Raw genomic sequence first — 16,820 nt, 5'->3', positions numbered from 1 at the left:
GCAGATTGCGTAAAATCGTCCCGCTTACGACTATTTTTCTGCAAAAAGCCTATTTATAGCCGGGCGGCAGATATTTGAATTTTCCCATCATATCCCGATGCGCCGCGACAATGGCGTCAATCTGCGCCTTGTTCAGAACGGTTTTCCACTGTCCGGCCTTGCCGACCCGGAAGAATTTTTCCGCCTTGTCTGACTGTTCGACGAAGCCTTTTTCCTGTTCCTGCTTTTGCGATTCCTTGAAGGAGGAAAATTTGATCGCCCGCCGCAGCCGGTCCTTCGGCGGCTTTAATCCGAGAAATTTCGCGAGGCCGCCAAACGCCGCCTCCGGCTTGAACAGCATATCCTCATACCGCATGACATGCCGCCGCGATTTTTCCATGGTCAGCCAGGAGGTGACATGGGTCGTCCAACAGCCGAGATAATCCGCCAGCTTGCGATCCGTCTCGGCGCTGAACGCCTCGGGGTTGGTGATCATCTCGACGCCCTGATCAATGTCCGTGCCATAATGATCGGACAGCGAAATCACCACGTCGAGCGGATTGCGCAGAATATAGACCGCGCCCGCCGTATATTCCGGCGTGATCAGCGGCACATCATGAATTTTGCCGAACATATTGTGGGTTTTGACGAAAACGGAATCGGTTCGCGACAGGGCATAAGCCCGATGCACCTTCGGGATCAGGGCGGCGATTTCTTCGGGGCTGAAACTGGCGAAAGGCTTGCCCGTCACCTGCTCATACCAGCCCTTGTTGCCATCCCCGATGGTGAATTTTGAGAGTTCGTTAAGGTCCGCCGGCCGGTCAGCATTGAGCAGCAGGTTATGCAAAAAGGTGCGAACCCAGGTATTCCCCGATTTCGGATAGGATGCCAGCCAGATTATTCCGCCCATAGTATTGCCGTTTCCCTGATGATCGTTTCTATGGAGAAAATAGTCAGCCAGATGAGTGCAAACAATAAAAAAGAAGGGCAGGAAAACCTGCCCTCCTCTATCTCTAGCGACCTTCAGATTAGAAGGAGAGAGCTGTACCAACGAAGAACGTATTCGTCTCGCCAGCCATACGAGTTGACGAGCTTGCAGTCAGGTTGTTGTCGTCCATCTGCACACCACCGAAGGCCGTGATTCCGGGGCCGAGTGTGTACTGACCACCGATGATCCAGGTATCCTGATCATCAAGAGTGCCCGTACCAACAGTCTGAAGCTGATCGAAAGTCGTCTTGGCGTACTGAACACCAACTGCCCATGGACCCATGCCGTATTTCAGACCTGCGGACCATACCTTGCTGTCATTATCAGAAATACCGGCTATGTCCTTTACCTGTTTATAACCACCACCGATTGTGAAGCCTGCAACGCCAATAGAAGTACCAAAAGAGTATTCGCTCATATCTTCAGCAGCACCAAAAACTTTCCCCTCCTGATAACCTGCGGAGAACGCTACGTCAACAGCACCAAATTTGTTGACATAGTTGGCCGCAGCTGACCAACTGCGATCAAGACCGGCTTTGGGGTTCGGGGCCGAATACTGGCTATTTCCAAGGGAACCCGTTTCAGAGGTTCCATCGGGAACATAAGAACCACCCAACTGGAAGCCGGCGAAACGCGGTGTGAAATAGGTAATCTTGTCCACGTCCTGGAATCCGAACAGGTTCGGACGGGTGGTGTTCACCTGACCCGTCGGCCAAATGTTGGGCGAATCAGCGGAGTACATCGGAACCGGTGACGGACTGTCGTAATGCATCAGGTATGCAGCACTGTCTTCTGAACCGATCAGAACGCGACCGAAGGAACCATCAACATAGATGTAGGTTTCGTCAAGCTGGTCGGCTTTTGTATAGGCTTCGAGCTGGATGTTGACGCCGAATTTGATACCGTTATCGAGCGTCGTTTCGCCGGTGAAGAAAACTTCGCCTTCCTGCGTTACCCGGTCAGATGCGCGGTTCGGCGTACCGGCCGGCTCATCCGAATCCTGATAGAAATAGGTGGAATGCATGTAGCCGCCAAGGCCGAGCTTGATTTTTTCAGCGGCGGAAGCCGGTGCTGCAGCCAGCGCACCAACGGCTACAAGCGCTGTTGTACCCAAGATTGCTTTTTTCATTTTGTCTCCCCTCTGCTCTATTAAAGCCAGAGAACTAGATTAAAAATACAGACGCAAGACCTGACGGCCCTGTTAGTCAATAGGGAGTAAAGTCGGTTAATGCCTCTCCGGTCAAGCGCAAGACGTTGGCTATTTGGCCAAAATTGCCGGACTGTGCCAAAAAAGCCACAAACTGATCAGGCTCTGTTTCCGGGTGCCGGGGCGGCATTGATCAAATTGCGCCGGATTCCTTAATTTTCTGCTGTTGTCCGGACAGGAAAGCTGGCATAAACTCAGCCACCTTTATTTCGCCCGAATTGACACGTCCAATGGCCAAAAGACATAAGGATTTCTAGGATTATGACACGACATCGGATATTCGTTTCTGCAGGGGCCTGCTTTCTGGCGCTGTTGCTCACCGCTTGCGAATCTGATCTGGGCGCCGATTCCACTTTTCCGACATCACGGCGCGGGCAGGTGTATCAGACAGGCAATGCGCCGACGGACACGATCTTCGGCAGCGGCGGCATTTTGGGCGGCGATGACAAGTCCCTTCAGGATGGCGTTGGCGGCGGCGGTGGGCTCGGTGTTAACGCCTATCTATGGCGCGCCTCCCTCGATACGCTGTCCTTCATGCCCCTCTCTTCGGCGGATCCGTTCGGCGGCGTCATCATTACAGACTGGTATACCTCCCCTGATTCGCCGAGCGAGCGCTTCAAGGTGACCGTCTATATTCTCGACCGGCGCCTGCGCGCCGACGGCCTGCGCGTCACCGCCTTCAAGCAGAATCTCGACGTGTCAAACCAGTGGGTGCCCGTTACCCTGTCACCCACCGTCACAACGGATATCGAAAACGCTATCCTTGCCAAGGCGCGGGATCTCCGCATCGCCCGGGAAGGCGAATAACTCTTTAATAACAAGGTCGCCTCCCTTTTCGTGCCCTTGCCTGCGGCAGGGTGATGTGAGGCGGCCTCATATTTTATCATCGACTGATCAGGATTGAACGGGAAGCAGCTATGTCCCGCTATAATGCAAAAGAAGTAGAAGCCAAATGGCAGGCCATCTGGGCCGACAAGCGCAGTTTCGAGGTTGAGGCCGACCCCTCACGCCCCAAATATTACGTGCTGGAGATGTTTCCCTATCCGTCGGGGCGCATCCATATCGGCCATGTCCGCAACTACACCATGGGCGATGTGGTTGCGCGCTATAAAAAGGCGCAGGGCTTCAACGTACTGCATCCCATGGGCTGGGATGCTTTCGGCCTGCCCGCCGAGAACGCCGCCCGCGACAAGGGCGTCCATCCCGCCGACTGGACTTATGCCAATATCGACAATATGCGGGCCGAACTGAAGGGCATGGGCCTCTCGCTGGACTGGAGCAAGGAAATCGCCACTTGCCACCCCGGCTATTACGGGCATCAGCAGAAGCTGTTCCTCGATTTCTTCAAGAAAGGCCTTGTCTATCGCAAGGAAAGCTGGGTCAACTGGGATCCGATCGATATGACCGTGCTCGCCAATGAACAGGTGATCGACGGCAAGGGCTGGCGCTCCGGCGCCGTGGTCGAAAAACGCAAGCTCGATCAATGGATGTTCCGCATTTCCGATTACAGCGAGGAACTGCTGAAATCCCTGGAAACGCTCGACCGTTGGCCCGACCGCGTCCGGCTGATGCAGCAGAACTGGATCGGCCGCAGTCAGGGCGCGCGCATTGCCTTTGAGATCATTGACGAACAGGACCCGCTCGATATCTATACCACGCGGCCCGATACGTTGTTCGGCGCGAGCTTTATGGCCATCTCCGCCGATCATCCGCTGACCCAACAGCTAGCGAAGGATGATGCGAAGGTCGCAGCCTTCGTCGCCGAATGCCATCAGATGGGCACCAGCGAGGAAGCCATCGAAAAGGCGGAGAAAAAAGGCGTCGATACGGGCCTCAAAGTCGCCCACCCCTTTATTCCCGGCAAGACCCTGCCGGTCTATGTCGCCAATTTCGTGCTGATGGACTATGGCACGGGCGCCATCTTCGGCTGTCCCGCCCATGACCAGCGCGACCTGGATTTCGCGCGGAAATACGGCCTTGAAGTCACGCCGGTTGTCTCGCCGGACGGAGAAACCGCGCCGGAAATCCTTGATACCGCCTATACCGGCCCCGGAAAGATCATCAACTCCGATTTCCTGAACGGCCTGGAGGTGGAGGCCGCGAAGTCCGAGATTATCCGCCGGCTGGAGGAAATGGGCAAGGGCACGGAAAAGATCAACTACCGCCTGCGCGACTGGGGCCTGTCGCGGCAGCGCTACTGGGGCTGTCCGATTCCGATGATCCATTGCGCAAAATGCGGCACGGTGGCGGAGAGGGAAGAAAACCTCCCCGTCAAGCTCCCCGATGACGTGACCTTTGATAAACCTGGCAACCCGCTCGATCATCATCCGACATGGAAACATGTCAAATGCCCCGAATGCGGCGGTGATGCGACGCGCGAGACCGACACGATGGATACCTTCGTCGACAGTTCCTGGTATTTCGCGCGCTTCTGCTCCCCCCGCGCCGATCTGCCGGTGGAGCGGGACAAGGTGGATTACTGGCTGCCTGTCGATCAGTATATCGGCGGCATTGAGCATGCGATCCTGCATCTGCTCTATTCCCGCTTCTATTCCCGCGCCATGATGCAGACCGGCTGGTCGCATGTGGCGGAACCCTTCGCCGGGCTGTTCACGCAAGGAATGGTCACCCATGAGACCTATAAATCGGCCAGCGGCGACTGGCTGCTGCCGGATGAGGTTGGCCAGAATGACGCAGGCAAGCTGGTGGAGCTCGCAACCGGCAAGCCCGTCACCGTCGGCGGGGTCGAAAAAATGTCGAAATCGAAGAAGAACGTCGTTGATCCCGGCGCGATTATCGAAAAATTCGGCGCCGACGCCGCGCGCTGGTATGTCCTGTCCGACAGCCCGCCGGACCGCGACATGGAATGGACCGATGCGGGCGCCACCGGCGCCTGGCGGTTCAAGCAACGGCTTTACCGCTATATCACTGAAAATGTCGACGCCATCGCCCCCATTGGCACAGCGGAACCCGGCGAATTTTCCGATGCGGCGAAGAAGCTGCGCAAGATCGCCCATAAAACGGTGTTGCAGGTTACAGAAAATATTGAAAACCTGCATTTCAATAACGCCATCGCCCGCATCTATGAGTTCATGAACGCCCTGGGCGAAGTGAAGTTCAGCGACGCGGCGGATATCAAATGGGCGCTGCGTGAAAGCATGGAAATGATCGTCAAGCTGGTCGGCCCGATGATGCCGCATCTGGCGGAAGAGCTGTGGCAAATGCTGGGCCATGACACCATATTGGTGGAAACCCGCTGGCCCGAAGCCGACCCCTCCCTCATTGTGGAAGACAGGGTCACCCTCGCCGTTCAGGTCAAAGGCAAGCTGCGCGGCACCATAGAGGTGGCGGTTGACGAGACGAAAGAAAAGATCGAAGAAATTGCACTGGCGCAGAAAACGGTCCAGAATGCGATTGGCGATGCCGCCATTCGCAAAATCATCATCGTGCCAAACCGGATCGTCAATGTCGTTATTTAGGGTCAGCCTTGTTTTTCTTATCTTAAGCCTGCTGTCGGCCTGCGGGTTCCAGCCGCTGTATGGCAGCGCCACGCGCAATGCCAATGTGCAGGAAAAGCTGGCGCTCACCTATATCGAACCGATCCGCGGCCGCACCGGCCAGACCTTGCGCAACGAGCTGCTGGATCTCGCCAATCCGTATGGCACTCCCGCAAAGCCGTCCTATCGTCTGAGTATCCGGATCGAGGAAATGTCCGAAGGTCTCGCCATTCAGAGCGATGACACCACGACCCGTTATAATATGCGGCTCAACAGTCATTTCGACCTTGTTGATCTCAAGACGAAACAGGTCATCTATTCCGGATCAACGCAGAATCTGGCCGCCTATAACGTGGTGGAATCGGAGTTTGCCAATCTGTCCGCTGGCAACAACGCCCGGCGGCGCGCCGCGCTGGTGGCGGCTGAGCAGATAAACCAGCAGCTGTCGGTTTTCTTCTCGGGGCGCTGATCCGGTGGAGATGAGCAGCAGCCGATTCCCCGCCTATCTCAAAGCCCGCGACGCGACACATCGGGTTTTCCTGTTTTTCGGGCCCGATGAAGGGCTGGTGCGCGAACTCGCGCGCGCCCTTTGCCTCTCCGTCCTGGACAGTCTGGATGACCCTTTCCGCTATAGCGAGCTGGAGGCCGCCGATATCGCGGCCGATCCGGCCCGGATGATGGATGAAGCCACCGCCCTTTCCATGATGGGGGGCGAGCGGGTGGTGCGTCTGCGCGGCGCGAACGCCAACTCAAAAAGCTATATCGAACCGCTGCTGGAAATCCCCCTGCCCGACAGCCTCATCGTGATCGAAGCGGGCGATATCCGTAAAGACAGCGCCCTCGTCAAAGCGGTCAGCAAGGCGGAACAGGGGGTTGTCATTCCCTGCCAGCATGACCGGGGTCAGGATATCCTCGCGCTGATCAACGAGGTGCTGGGCGAGGCCGGGCTTGCCCCTGCGCGGGAGATTATCGACTATCTGCGTGAAAATCTCGGCAGTGACCGGGCGGTTTCCCGCCAGGAGCTGGATAAGCTCGTTCTGTATATGCACGGGCGCAGCGAACCTCTCACACTCGAGGATGTGCGGGCGAATATCGGCGATTCTTCGGCCCAGAGTATTTTCGACATTGTTGATGCCACGCTGCTCGGCGATCTCAAGGGGCTGGAGAGGCAGATGAACAAGGCCTTTTCCGCCGGGGAAAGCCCCATCGGCCTCTTGCGCATTCTGCAGGGGCAACTCAAACAGCTGCACAAGGCGGCGGCGTTGCGCGATGCGGGGCTGCGCACCGAAGACGCCATCCGCAAGGCCGGGATTCCCTTTTTCAACCAGAAAAAGGCGGCGGCGCAGATCGGCGGCCGGGCCAGCGCTCATATGGCGATTTGTCTCGATATTCTTCTCGATGCGGAAATTAAATGCAAATCAACGGGTTATCCGGAAGAAGCGATTTGCCGCCGGGCCCTGATGCGCATTTCCATGGCGAACCGGAGACGATAAATGCCGCGGCCCAAACTTGTCATCTTCGATTGCGACGGCGTTCTTGTGGATACGGAGCCGGTTTCCTGCGCCGCATTGGCCGCCAATCTGCGCGGTTATGGCCTTGATCTCACGACGGAGGACTGCCTCCGTCTCTTTACGGGCTGGAGCATGCTCAATATCCGCCCGGCCGTCGAGAAAATGGGCGCCGTCCTGCCGGACAACTGGATCGACGAGGTATATAGCGAGGAATTTGCGGCTTTAAAACAGGGCGTTGAGGCCATTCCCGGCATTCCGGAAGTGCTTGACCGGCTGGAGGCGGCAGGTATTCCCTTTTGCGTCGCCTCCAACGGGAGTGAGGCGAAAATGCAGATCACCCTCGGCCTTCCTGGCCTGTATCCCCGCTTTGACGGAGCGATTTTCTCGGCCCATAGCCTCAGGGTGTCCAAACCCGATCCGGCGCTGTTTCAGGCCGCGCTCGCCGCCTTTTCCATTCCGGCCCATCAGGCCATCGTGGTGGAGGATAGCCCCCTTGGCGCCACCGGCGCGGCGCGGGCGGGCATCCCCTGCCTCGGCTATGCGCCGCATGGCGACGGCGCAACACTCGCCGCCGCGGGCGCAACGATTTTCAAGGATATGAGCGCGCTGCCGGCCCTTCTCGGGATTTAATCCGGAAATTTCGCGGCGAAATCCTCTGTCTCTATCCGGGCGATATTGGCCATAGAACGCAACAGGTGACACTGGTAAAAAAGCTTGCCTCTTTCGATCACTGGACGGAAGAATGGGCGGAGACGCTGGATCGGCCGTCCTCAGCGGCGGAACACTGAAACTTTCAATCGGAAAGGCGCAGCATGGCGCAGTCAGACGAAATCACCTCTCTCGCGGCGCTGGAGGCGCTGTATGGCCCGGTCAATCCCAATTCCATCGCCAAGGAAACGGCGGCGCTGACGCCGGAATACCGCCGCTGGCTGGAAAAGGCCTCGTTTTTCACCCTTGCGACCAGCGGGCCGGGCGGGCTTGACTGTTCCCCGCGCGGCGATGCGGCGGGGCAGCTTCTCCGCATCCTCGATGACCGGCATATCGCCTTTCCCGACCGGCGCGGCAATAACCGCATCGATTCCTTGCGCAATATTGTTACCGATCCGCGTGTTGCACTGCTGTTTCTCATCCCCGGGATCGAGGAAACATTGCGCGTCAATGGCCGCGCCCGCCTGACCACCGATCCGGATCTTCTGGAGAGTTTCACCGTTGGCGACAAGGCGCCGGTGACCGTGCTGATAATCGGGATTGAGGCCGTTTACTTCCAATGCGCGCGGGCGATCAAGCGCGCGAAACTGTGGGATGCGGCGGCGCAGCTAGCAAAGGGGGATGTCCCGACGGCCGGGCAGATGACGAAAGGCGCCCTGCCCGGGTTTGATGCGGATGCGTATGATGCCGGGCTCCCCGCCCGCCAGCAATCCACCCTCTGGTGAGGATCGACAGGTTGAGTGGCGGACGGGGCCACCAGCGGGCGGCTCAGGCGGCGGTCCTGGACCCGGCTACTGCCGCAAAGCCCTGATCGGTAAGGGAAAAGCTGCCCTTGATCAGGCCCGTCTGGGTGGAGAATCTGGCGCCGAACTTGCGGGCGAGACGGCGCATCGGCGTATTATGCGGGACGAAATTCACCTCCAGCATCGTCAGCCCGTGATCGCGCGCGAGACGAAAGGCGAGCGTCATCAGCGCCGTGCCCATGCCCATATCCCGCCAGTCGTCTTCGACGCTGATGGCGATTTCCGCCGCCTTTTCCGGCAATTCGCCGCCAAAGCGCAGCTCGATCACCCCGCGCAGCACATCGCCGACAAACGCGCCGCAGATAATCGGCAGCGGCTGGTTTTCATTGGCGCAATAGCGGCTGACCGTATAGTCGGATGTCGGATATCCGAAGCGCAGGATGCGGCTTTCCGGGCTGAGCCGGAATATATGATCCTGCAACAGGCCATGTTCGGCCGGGCGCAATTCGCGATAAAAAGGCGCGAGAGGGCCCGGACGTACAGGCAAGCCCGTTATCGCCGGTTGGCTATTCATAGAACATGCCCGTTTTCTGCATGCGGGCGGCCTTTGTTTCCATGCTGGAAGCAATCCGCCTGCCAATAGCCGCGAATCCTTTTCCAACAGTGGTAAATCCATTGCGAACCAATGCGTTAAAGCATCCCAGCAGCCTGTGCGCTTCTTCACTGCGCAGCCGCCGGCCCTCCCGGATGTGTCGCGCAAGGTCCGCAATCGTAATCTCGTCAGCAGGACGATCCTGATAGATATTCGTCATAATATGCTCCTTTTACTCTTGCGAATGACCTTGATCGCAGCCATAGTTATGCTGCATTGCACAATCAATGTATGTCGCAGCGCAGCATTTGATAAGCCCCTGTTTTGTCATAGCTGCTTTGCCTCAGAGGAATAGATGGAGGTCTCGATGGATCTCGCCAGCCAGATGATTTTGTTCGCCAGCGTGGTGGATCACGGGAGTTTTTCCGCGACCGCCCGCAGCCTTGGCCTGACCCCTTCGGCGGTCAGCAAGCAGATCGGCCAGCTTGAAGACAAGCTCGGCGTGCGGCTGCTCAACCGGTCGTCACGGCAGGTGTCGATGACGGCGGAAGGCCGCTCCTTCTATGAGAGCTGCGCGGAAATTTCGGCGGAAGTCTCCCGCGCGGAGGCGCTCGCCCTGTCTTTCAGCGGCACGCCAAAGGGCAATCTGCATATGGCGGTAACCGTTGCCTTCGGCAAGGCACGGCTTTTGCCGATCTTGCCGCTGTTCACCGCGAAATATCCGGAGGTGACGATCACGCTGGAGCTGACGGACCGCGCCGTAAACCTCTCCGATTCCGATTTTGATCTCGCCATCCGCTTTCCCGAGCAGATCACCGACAGCTCCGCCATCGCCTGCAAACTCGGCAGCAGCCGGCGCATTCTCTGCGCCTCTCCCGCCTATATCGCCGCCCATGGCGCGCCGGAGACGCCGGAGGCGCTGACGGATCACAACTGCCTCTCCGTCTCGACGGTGTCGCATTGGAATGACTGGCATTTTCGCGATGGCCCGCACAAATGGACCATTCATGCAGACGGGAATTTCGCCGCCAACAGCGCCGATGCCGTGTATCATGCGGCTCTTGCCGGGCTCGGCATTGCGCAGCTCTCTTCCTATCTGGTGGAAAAAGACATCGCCGCAGGGCGTCTGATCCGCCTGCTGCCCGGATATGAGGAGGAACCGACGGATATCTTCGCCGTTTACTGCACCCGGCGCAATCTTTCCCCGAAAGTGCGGGTTTTTCTCGATTTTCTGCTGGAAAGCTTCCGCGCGGCGCCACACTGACCGGGTAAATTACCCTTATGGGTTGATCAGTCTTTCAGCGCCTCATCAAGGGCGTCCCTGATTTCATCGTCAGGGCTGTCATCGTCCGGTGCGTCCTCACGGCTCGCCTCCCTGTCGCCCCGCGGCAGGTTGGGATTCGGATAATAGCCGTTTTCATCCGGCTCATCATCGAGATATACGCCGTCATCCACGCTGCTGTAGCCCGGCTCAATAGGATCCTCCTCGCGGATCATATGCAGCGGCTCCCGCGTCAGGCGGCGGCACGCATCATCAAGCTGGTCCAGATTGGAATACAGAATGGTGATTTTTCCGTGGCCGTCCGAAAAATGATCAATATCCACCTCCATGCCGACGGCGTTGGACAGATCATATTCAAGGGCGCGGACATCGGCGGTTTTTGCCATTTCTTTCGCGAATTTGCGCGCCATCTTGCCGGGCGGGCCGGAACCGTCGGTGGTCAGCGGGTCTATCTTCTTGCGCTGCGCCAGCTTTTCCGCCGCCCGCACGCTCAGACCCTCGGCCACGATCTTTTTCGCCAGCGCCTCGGCATCGTCGTGATTGATCAGTGTCCGCGCCGCCCCGGCGGACAGCTTGCCATCGCGCACCAGCCGCTGCACCGACCCCGGCAGGGTCAGCAGCCGCATGACATTCGCCACATGCGCCCGGCTTTTCCCGACATGCAGCGCGAGGCTTTCCTGCGTATGGTCAAACTCCCCCATCAGCCGCTTGTAGGCTTCCGCCTCCTCGATGGGAGAGAGGTCTTCGCGCTGGATATTCTCGATCAGCGCGATTTCCATGCTTTCGGCGTCGGTCAGATCCTTGATGATGACCGGCACCTGGTGAAGCTGCGCAATCTGCGCCGCGCGCCAGCGCCGCTCGCCGGCGACAATTTCATATTCGCTGTCGGACGTGGGGTTCCGCCTGACAAGTATAGGTTGCAGAACGCCTTTCTCCGCGATAGAGGCTGCAAGATTCTCAAGCGCCTCCTGATCCCAGTCGAGGCGCGGCTGATAGCGGTTGGCGCGCAGTTGTTCGACCGGCACTTCCTTGGTCGAGCGGACCTTGTCCAGATCCGCATAGTCGCTGGCCATATCATCGCCGAGCAGCGCCGACAGCCCCCGCCCGAGTTTTTTCTTTGAAATATCGTCGCTCATAGGGTCAACCGCATTCAGGCCCGTCAGGCCGCATTGAGATGTCGTTCGCGCCGGATCACTTCACTGGCAAGGCGGATATAGGCCTGGCTTCCGGCGCAGCGATGATCATAGATCAGCACCGGCTTGCCGTGGCTCGGCGCCTCGGAGACCCGCACGTTGCGCGGAATAACGGTGCGATACACCTTGTCGCCGAGAAAATCGCGCACATCCTGCGCCACCTGAATGGACAGATTGTTGCGCCTGTCGAACATGGTCAGCACCACGCCCTGGATTTCCAGCCCCGGATTGAGGGTCGCGCGCACCCGTTCGATGGTCTTAATCAACATGCTGAGCCCTTCAAGGGCGAAAAACTCGCATTGCAGCGGAACAATCACCGCGTGAACGGCGACCATCGCGTTCAATGTCAGCAGATTGAGGGACGGCGGGCAATCGACCAGGATATAATCATAATCGCCGCGCACTTCGGACACCACATCATAAAGACGGTGGCTGCGCCGCGGCAGTTCAATGAGTTCCAGCTCCGCCCCTGACAGATCGGCGGTGGAGGGCACCAGATCAAGCTGCGGAATCTTGCTTTTGTGAATGGCGGCGCGGATCGGCGTCTCCCCCATCAGCACGCCATAGACATTTTTCTCCCGGTCATCACGCTCGATCCCAAGCCCGGTCGAGGCATTTCCCTGCGGGTCAATGTCGATAATCAGCACCCGCTGGCCAATGGCGGCCAGCGCCGTTGCCAGATTGATTGCCGTTGTGGTTTTGCCGACGCCGCCCTTCTGATTGGCAATTGCCAGGATACGCGCCGTTGCCGGAACCTTGAGACCTGCCTTGTCCAGTGTCATGATACTGCCTCTGTTGAAGGTGAGCGGCGGCGCAAATTAGTGATTTTCAGGATTGTGCCGTCTTCACTTGTTACACTACGGTGTTTTTCGACCTTCATAATCCAACATTTAGAAGCTTTGGTCAATTCCTCATCTACATCTTGCCCCTTTAAAAACAGAAACTCTGTGTCCGCATGGGCAAAAGGGGCCGCCAGTTCGAGCAGCTTTTCAAGCGGCGCGAGGGCGCGGGCGGAGATGACATCGGCGCGAAAGGGCGGAATTTCCTCAATCCGGCCGCGATGCACGGTGAGGTCGGCCAATGTTTCACGTGAAACATTTCCCATGAACAGGCATTTGCGATGATCGCTTTCAATGGCGTGAACGTCATAATTACCGCAGATCGCCACGACGAGCGCCGGGAATCCCGCGCCGCTGCCGAGATCGAGCCAACATCCCGCCCCGCGGCCCGCCAATACCAGGAGCTGATAACTGTCGAGCATATGCCGCCGCCACAGGTCCGGCAGCGTCGATTTTCCAACGAGATTGATGGCCTTCTGCCACTTTTCCAGCAGCCCGGCATAGGTCTCAAGCCGGTCCAATGTTTCACGTGAAACATTGCTGGCGGCCTGAAATCCCGCCGCGTCTAATCGGGAATCGCCCTCACCCATGCTGGCGATGGACGCCGCGCTTGACATAGGAGAGCAGCGCCGTCAGCGCCGCCGGGGTGACGCCGGAAATACGCGCGGCCTGGCCCAGCGTTGTCGGCCGCACCTCCGACAGTTTCAAACGGATTTCCGTGGACAGCCCCGCCACTTCTTCAAACCGGATGTTTTCCGGCAGGGTCAGCTCCTCATCTTTGCGGAAATCGCGGATATCCGCCTTCTGCCGCTCCAGATAGCCGCTATACAGCGCGTCGATGGCGAGCTGTTCGCGAATATCCGGGGCAATTTCCGCCACCTGCGGCCAGATACGGAGAATGTCCTCCCCGTCAATATCCGGATAGGCCAGCAGATCGAAGGCCGAGCGCCGCACCCCGTCCTGATTCACATTCAGCCCCTGCTGGCGCGCTTCATTGGGGGTCAGCTTAAGGCCGTCAAAAACCGCCCGCGCCCGCGCAAGTTCCGTGCTTTTGCGGTTAAAATGCGCGGCCCGCGCCGATCCGACACAACCAAGCGCGACCCCGAGCGGTGTCAGCCGCTGATCCGCATTATCGGCGCGCAGAATCAAGCGGTATTCAGCGCGGGAGGTAAACATGCGATAGGGCTCCGTCACCCCGCGCGTTACCAGATCGTCAATCATCACACCGATATAGGCGTCGGCCCGGTCGAGAACAATATCCGCCCCGCCACCGGCCGCCCGCGCGGCGTTCAGTCCGGCCATCAGCCCCTGCGCCTCCGCCTCTTCATATCCGGTCGTGCCGTTGATCTGCCCCGCCAGGAACAGATTTTTGAGCCGCCGGGTTTCCAGCGTCGGCTTTAATTCGCGCGGATCAACGAAATCATATTCAATGGCATAGCCGGGGCGAAACCATTCCACCTTTTCAAGGCCGGGAATGGTCCTGAGAAAGGCCATCTGCACCTCTTCGGGCAGAGAGGTGGAAATCCCGTTGGGATAAATGGTGTCATCATCCAGCCCTTCAGGCTCCAGAAAGATCTGATGGCCCGTTTTGTCGGCAAAGCGCACAACCTTATCCTCGATCGACGGGCAATAGCGCGGCCCCGTCCCCTCAATCTGCCCGGAATACATCGGCGCGCGGTGCAGATTATCGCGGATAACCCGATGCGTCGCCTCTGTCGTCGTCGTAATATGACAGGAGATCTGCGGCGTCGTGATTCTGTCCGTCATAAAGGAGAAGGGCACCGGCACCTCATCGCCCGGCTGCTCTTCCAGAAGGGACCAGTTGATGCTGTTCCGATCAAGACGCGCGGGCGTCCCGGTTTTCAGACGACCAAGAATAAAGCCTGCCTTTTCAAGAGTGGCGGACAGCCCCATGGAGGGCGCATCGCCGATCCGCCCCGCGGGAAACGTCTTCTCCCCCATATGGATCAGGCCGCGCAGGAAAGTGCCGGTGGTCAGAATGACTTTCGCGGCGGATATCTCGGTGCCGTCGGCGGTAATCACGCCTGTGACCGCGCCGTCCTGAACCATCAGATCCTCCACCGCTGCCGCGCGGAGGGTCAGGTTTTCCTGATCCATGAGGGCCGCCTGCATGGCCTCGCGATAGAGCTTGCGGTCCGACTGAGCGCGCGGACCCCGGACGGCGGGCCCCTTGCGCCGGTTCAAAAGGCGAAACTGAATGCCCGCCGCATCGGCCACCCGGCCCATAACGCCATCCAGCGCATCAATTTCCCGCACCAGATGTCCCTTCCCCAGCCCGCCAATGGCCGGATTGCAGGACATTTCGCCAATGGTCTCCAGCTTATGGGTGATCAGCAGGGTCTTCGCCCCGAGTCGCGCGGACGCCGCCGCCGCCTCGCAGCCTGCGTGCCCTCCCCCGATGACGATGACATCAAATTTGCTCATAAAAACTCCGCAATATCTGGCTCTAAATATAGAGACTCGGCTTTTTTGACAAGGGCAGAATCGACCCCAAGAAAATGTTTCACGTGAAACATCGACGGCGGCTGGGGTCAAAAATGTTTCACGTGAAACATTGAAACGCCCTCTTCATACTCCAAAATGTTTCACGTGAAACATTGCATAGGGGTTTCAGGCCAAAATCCTATTTGCCGATACAGAAATCCCCGAAAATCACATCGAGGATATCTTCCACATCCACACGCCCGGTGATCCGCCCGAGGGCCCGCACGGCGAGGCGCACATCCTCCGCCGCCAGTTCCGGCGCCGCGGCCCGCTCAAAACGGACAAGCGCCTCCGCGCATTCTTCGAGGGCCTGACGATGGCGCAGCCTTGTCAGGGCGGGCGCGCCGGAAAGATCGAGCCGCTCCGTCACATCGGCCTCCAGCGCCGCGAGGAATGTCTCAAGCCCCGCCCCGGAGGTAACGGAGAGGGGAAATATCCGCGCATCGCCCCCCTTCGCCGCCGTAAAGGCCGCAAGATCGGTCTTGTTGACCAGATGATAATCGCCGGCGCGAAATAAGGCGGCAAAATCGGCCGGGATGTCCGGGTTTTCCGCCGTGGTCATGAAAAGGCGGATATCCGCCCGCGCCGCCCGCGCCTCCGCCCGGCGGACCCCTTCGCGCTCAATCGCATCGCCCGAGGCGCGCAACCCCGCCGTATCGGCAAAGGTGACCGGATAGCCCGCGAGATCCATGGGCACCTCGATAATATCCCGCGTCGTGCCCGCCTGATCAGAGACAATGGCCGCATCGCGCCGCGCCAACGCATTGAGAAGGCTCGACTTTCCGACATTCGGCTGGCCCAGGATCACGATATCCAGCCCCTCGCGGATTTTCTCGCCGCGGTGCCCATCGGCGAGATGCGCCGTGATTTCCGCGCGAAGACCGGCAATTTTCGGGGCAATCGCCGCCGCCACCCCGTCCGGCAGATCCTCATCGGGAAAGTCGATATCCGCCTCCAGATGCGCAAGGGCGGCAATCAGCGCGGCGCGCCAGCCCTCATAAAGCCGCCCGAGCTCCCCCTGCATCTGGCGCAGCGCCTGCCGCGCCTGCGCCTCCGTCTCGGCATTGACAAGATCGCCGAGCCCTTCCGCCGCCGTCAGATCCATCTTGCCATGCTCAAACGCGCGGCGGGTAAACTCCCCCGGCGCCGCCGGTCGGAACCCGTCAAACGCCGCGAGCTCGGCAAACAGCGCCGTCAGGATGGCCGGGCCGCCATGCAGGTGAAATTCCACCACATCTTCGCCGGTAAAGCTGTCCGGCCCCGGAAATGCGATGACAAGTGATTGATCTATAATGGAATTGTCCGATGATCTATATAAGGCGCGAAGCGTCGCGCGGCGCGGCTCCGGCAACTCTTTCCGGCTGATTCTGGCCAGCGCATCCCGCGCATTCGGCCCCGACAGGCGGACAACGGCCACCCCGGCGCGGCCCCGGCCACTGGCCAGCGCAAAAATTGTCTCTGAGAATCCCATGCCAGCTCCCGAGGGCGACGCCGTTACTTTTCGGCCTTATCGGGGGTATTGAACTGCGACCAGAACATCTTCTGCATCTGCTCAAACCCCTGCATACCGGCCGGCAACCAGGTTTTCATCATGGATTCTGGGTCAAGATGGGCGATATTTTCCAGCATCTTCGCCTGCAGCTCCTTCATGACGGCTTCCTGCATGCGCTCCACTTCCGGCAGGCCGAGGAAGGTCCGCGCCTCCTGCGGCGTGCAATCAATATCGACAGTAATTTTCATGAACGGGTCACTCCTCATTGATCCGGCGGCGGCGGC

The 16,820-nt window shown here is 58.9% G+C and carries 17 protein-coding genes; 7 read left to right on the top strand and 10 right to left on the bottom strand.

The window, feature by feature from the left end; translation table 11 throughout:
• Positions 1-49 precede the first annotated feature (49 nt).
• On the bottom strand, positions 50-889 hold the full coding sequence (locus tag CMN55_RS08960; RefSeq protein ID WP_293949448.1) for a sulfotransferase domain-containing protein: 840 nt from the start codon (positions 887-889) through the stop codon (positions 50-52).
• Positions 890-1,007: 118 nt separating this feature from the next.
• Entirely contained in the window at positions 1,008-2,096 is a 1,089-nt protein-coding gene (locus CMN55_RS08955; protein WP_293949447.1) for a porin, read from the bottom strand.
• Positions 2,097-2,435: 339 nt separating this feature from the next.
• Between CMN55_RS08955 and CMN55_RS08950 the strand changes: the two genes are divergently transcribed.
• From CMN55_RS08950 to CMN55_RS08925, 6 genes are all read left to right on the top strand, one after another.
• The gene (locus CMN55_RS08950) at positions 2,436-2,981 is read left to right on the top strand and encodes a DUF3576 domain-containing protein (protein ID WP_293949446.1); all 546 of its coding nucleotides are present in this window, start codon (positions 2,436-2,438) and stop codon (positions 2,979-2,981) included.
• 110 nt (positions 2,982-3,091) lie between these two features.
• Positions 3,092-5,653: a leucine--tRNA ligase gene (gene leuS / locus CMN55_RS08945; RefSeq protein ID WP_293949445.1), complete on the top strand. Its 2,562-nt coding sequence runs from the start codon at positions 3,092-3,094 to the stop codon at positions 5,651-5,653.
• Positions 5,640-6,140 (top strand): LPS assembly lipoprotein LptE, encoded by a 501-nt coding sequence (gene lptE, locus CMN55_RS08940; protein WP_286801014.1) that lies wholly within the window; start codon positions 5,640-5,642, stop codon positions 6,138-6,140. The genes leuS and lptE overlap by 14 nt, the downstream gene beginning before the upstream one ends.
• A 10-nt stretch (positions 6,141-6,150) precedes the next feature.
• Positions 6,151-7,164 (top strand): DNA polymerase III subunit delta, encoded by a 1,014-nt coding sequence (gene holA / locus CMN55_RS08935; RefSeq protein ID WP_293949444.1) that lies wholly within the window; start codon positions 6,151-6,153, stop codon positions 7,162-7,164.
• Positions 7,165-7,812 carry an HAD family hydrolase gene (locus CMN55_RS08930; protein ID WP_293949443.1) on the top strand — a complete coding sequence of 216 codons (648 nt, stop codon included), beginning with the start codon at positions 7,165-7,167 and terminating at the stop codon, positions 7,810-7,812.
• 182 nt (positions 7,813-7,994) lie between these two features.
• Positions 7,995-8,615 (top strand): pyridoxamine 5'-phosphate oxidase family protein, encoded by a 621-nt coding sequence (locus CMN55_RS08925; protein ID WP_293949442.1) that lies wholly within the window; start codon positions 7,995-7,997, stop codon positions 8,613-8,615.
• Between the two features lie 43 nt (positions 8,616-8,658).
• On the opposite strand, the gene CMN55_RS08920 is transcribed toward CMN55_RS08925, so the two are convergent.
• Both CMN55_RS08920 and CMN55_RS08915 read right to left on the bottom strand, forming a co-directional pair.
• On the bottom strand, positions 8,659-9,207 hold the full coding sequence (locus CMN55_RS08920) for a GNAT family N-acetyltransferase (protein ID WP_293949441.1): 549 nt from the start codon (positions 9,205-9,207) through the stop codon (positions 8,659-8,661).
• Positions 9,200-9,445 (bottom strand): hypothetical protein, encoded by a 246-nt coding sequence (locus tag CMN55_RS08915; RefSeq protein ID WP_293949440.1) that lies wholly within the window; start codon positions 9,443-9,445, stop codon positions 9,200-9,202. Before CMN55_RS08915 ends, CMN55_RS08920 begins: the two co-directional genes overlap by 8 nt.
• A 147-nt stretch (positions 9,446-9,592) precedes the next feature.
• On the opposite strand from CMN55_RS08915, the gene CMN55_RS08910 reads away from it, so the two are divergent.
• Positions 9,593-10,489, top strand: coding sequence for a LysR family transcriptional regulator (locus tag CMN55_RS08910; protein WP_293949439.1), 897 nt, complete (start codon positions 9,593-9,595; stop codon positions 10,487-10,489).
• Positions 10,490-10,515: 26 nt separating this feature from the next.
• Here CMN55_RS08910 and CMN55_RS08905 read toward each other — a convergent pair whose 3' ends face one another.
• From CMN55_RS08905 to CMN55_RS08880, 6 genes are all read right to left on the bottom strand, one after another.
• Entirely contained in the window at positions 10,516-11,643 is a 1,128-nt protein-coding gene (locus CMN55_RS08905; protein ID WP_293949438.1) for a ParB/RepB/Spo0J family partition protein, read from the bottom strand.
• Positions 11,644-11,666: 23 nt separating this feature from the next.
• Positions 11,667-12,482: a ParA family protein gene (locus CMN55_RS08900; protein WP_293949437.1), complete on the bottom strand. Its 816-nt coding sequence runs from the start codon at positions 12,480-12,482 to the stop codon at positions 11,667-11,669.
• Positions 12,479-13,129, bottom strand: a complete 651-nt coding sequence (rsmG, locus tag CMN55_RS08895; protein ID WP_366932017.1) for a 16S rRNA (guanine(527)-N(7))-methyltransferase RsmG — start codon at positions 13,127-13,129, stop codon at positions 12,479-12,481. Before rsmG ends, CMN55_RS08900 begins: the two co-directional genes overlap by 4 nt.
• Positions 13,122-14,984, bottom strand: a complete 1,863-nt coding sequence (gene mnmG / locus CMN55_RS08890) for a tRNA uridine-5-carboxymethylaminomethyl(34) synthesis enzyme MnmG (RefSeq protein WP_293949435.1) — start codon at positions 14,982-14,984, stop codon at positions 13,122-13,124. The genes rsmG and mnmG overlap by 8 nt, the downstream gene beginning before the upstream one ends.
• A gap of 199 nt (positions 14,985-15,183) precedes the next feature.
• Positions 15,184-16,515 carry a tRNA uridine-5-carboxymethylaminomethyl(34) synthesis GTPase MnmE gene (gene mnmE / locus CMN55_RS08885; protein ID WP_293949434.1) on the bottom strand — a complete coding sequence of 444 codons (1,332 nt, stop codon included), beginning with the start codon at positions 16,513-16,515 and terminating at the stop codon, positions 15,184-15,186.
• A gap of 23 nt (positions 16,516-16,538) precedes the next feature.
• Positions 16,539-16,784: a DUF6489 family protein gene (locus CMN55_RS08880; protein WP_293949433.1), complete on the bottom strand. Its 246-nt coding sequence runs from the start codon at positions 16,782-16,784 to the stop codon at positions 16,539-16,541.
• Between the last annotated feature and the right edge of the window lie 36 nt (positions 16,785-16,820).

The organism is Sneathiella sp. (assembly GCF_002694385.1).
In the GTDB taxonomy this organism is placed as follows: Bacteria; Pseudomonadota; Alphaproteobacteria; order Sneathiellales; family Sneathiellaceae; genus Sneathiella.
The sequence above is the reverse complement of the archived record's forward strand: the minus strand, read 5'-3'. Positions and strand labels throughout refer to the sequence as shown.

What these genes read in the sequence shown, in the direction of transcription:
- CMN55_RS08900 (WP_293949437.1), bottom strand. Translation starts at nt 12,482, where the DNA reads ATGACACTGGACAAGGCAGGTCTCAAGGTTCCGGCAACGGCGCGTATC.
- CMN55_RS08920 (WP_293949441.1), bottom strand. Translation starts at nt 9,207, where the DNA reads ATGAATAGCCAACCGGCGATAACGGGCTTGCCTGTACGTCCGGGCCCT.
- CMN55_RS08925 (WP_293949442.1), top strand. Translation starts at nt 7,995, where the DNA reads ATGGCGCAGTCAGACGAAATCACCTCTCTCGCGGCGCTGGAGGCGCTG.
- CMN55_RS08880 (WP_293949433.1), bottom strand. Translation starts at nt 16,784, where the DNA reads ATGAAAATTACTGTCGATATTGATTGCACGCCGCAGGAGGCGCGGACC.
- CMN55_RS08960 (WP_293949448.1), bottom strand. Translation starts at nt 889, where the DNA reads ATGGGCGGAATAATCTGGCTGGCATCCTATCCGAAATCGGGGAATACC.
- holA (WP_293949444.1), top strand. Translation starts at nt 6,151, where the DNA reads ATGAGCAGCAGCCGATTCCCCGCCTATCTCAAAGCCCGCGACGCGACA.
- CMN55_RS08930 (WP_293949443.1), top strand. Translation starts at nt 7,165, where the DNA reads ATGCCGCGGCCCAAACTTGTCATCTTCGATTGCGACGGCGTTCTTGTG.
- lptE (WP_286801014.1), top strand. Translation starts at nt 5,640, where the DNA reads ATGTCGTTATTTAGGGTCAGCCTTGTTTTTCTTATCTTAAGCCTGCTG.
- CMN55_RS08910 (WP_293949439.1), top strand. Translation starts at nt 9,593, where the DNA reads ATGGATCTCGCCAGCCAGATGATTTTGTTCGCCAGCGTGGTGGATCAC.
- mnmE (WP_293949434.1), bottom strand. Translation starts at nt 16,515, where the DNA reads ATGGGATTCTCAGAGACAATTTTTGCGCTGGCCAGTGGCCGGGGCCGC.
- leuS (WP_293949445.1), top strand. Translation starts at nt 3,092, where the DNA reads ATGTCCCGCTATAATGCAAAAGAAGTAGAAGCCAAATGGCAGGCCATC.
- CMN55_RS08950 (WP_293949446.1), top strand. Translation starts at nt 2,436, where the DNA reads ATGACACGACATCGGATATTCGTTTCTGCAGGGGCCTGCTTTCTGGCG.
- mnmG (WP_293949435.1), bottom strand. Translation starts at nt 14,984, where the DNA reads ATGAGCAAATTTGATGTCATCGTCATCGGGGGAGGGCACGCAGGCTGC.
- CMN55_RS08915 (WP_293949440.1), bottom strand. Translation starts at nt 9,445, where the DNA reads ATGACGAATATCTATCAGGATCGTCCTGCTGACGAGATTACGATTGCG.
- CMN55_RS08905 (WP_293949438.1), bottom strand. Translation starts at nt 11,643, where the DNA reads ATGAGCGACGATATTTCAAAGAAAAAACTCGGGCGGGGGCTGTCGGCG.
- rsmG (WP_366932017.1), bottom strand. Translation starts at nt 13,129, where the DNA reads ATGGGTGAGGGCGATTCCCGATTAGACGCGGCGGGATTTCAGGCCGCC.
- CMN55_RS08955 (WP_293949447.1), bottom strand. Translation starts at nt 2,096, where the DNA reads ATGAAAAAAGCAATCTTGGGTACAACAGCGCTTGTAGCCGTTGGTGCG.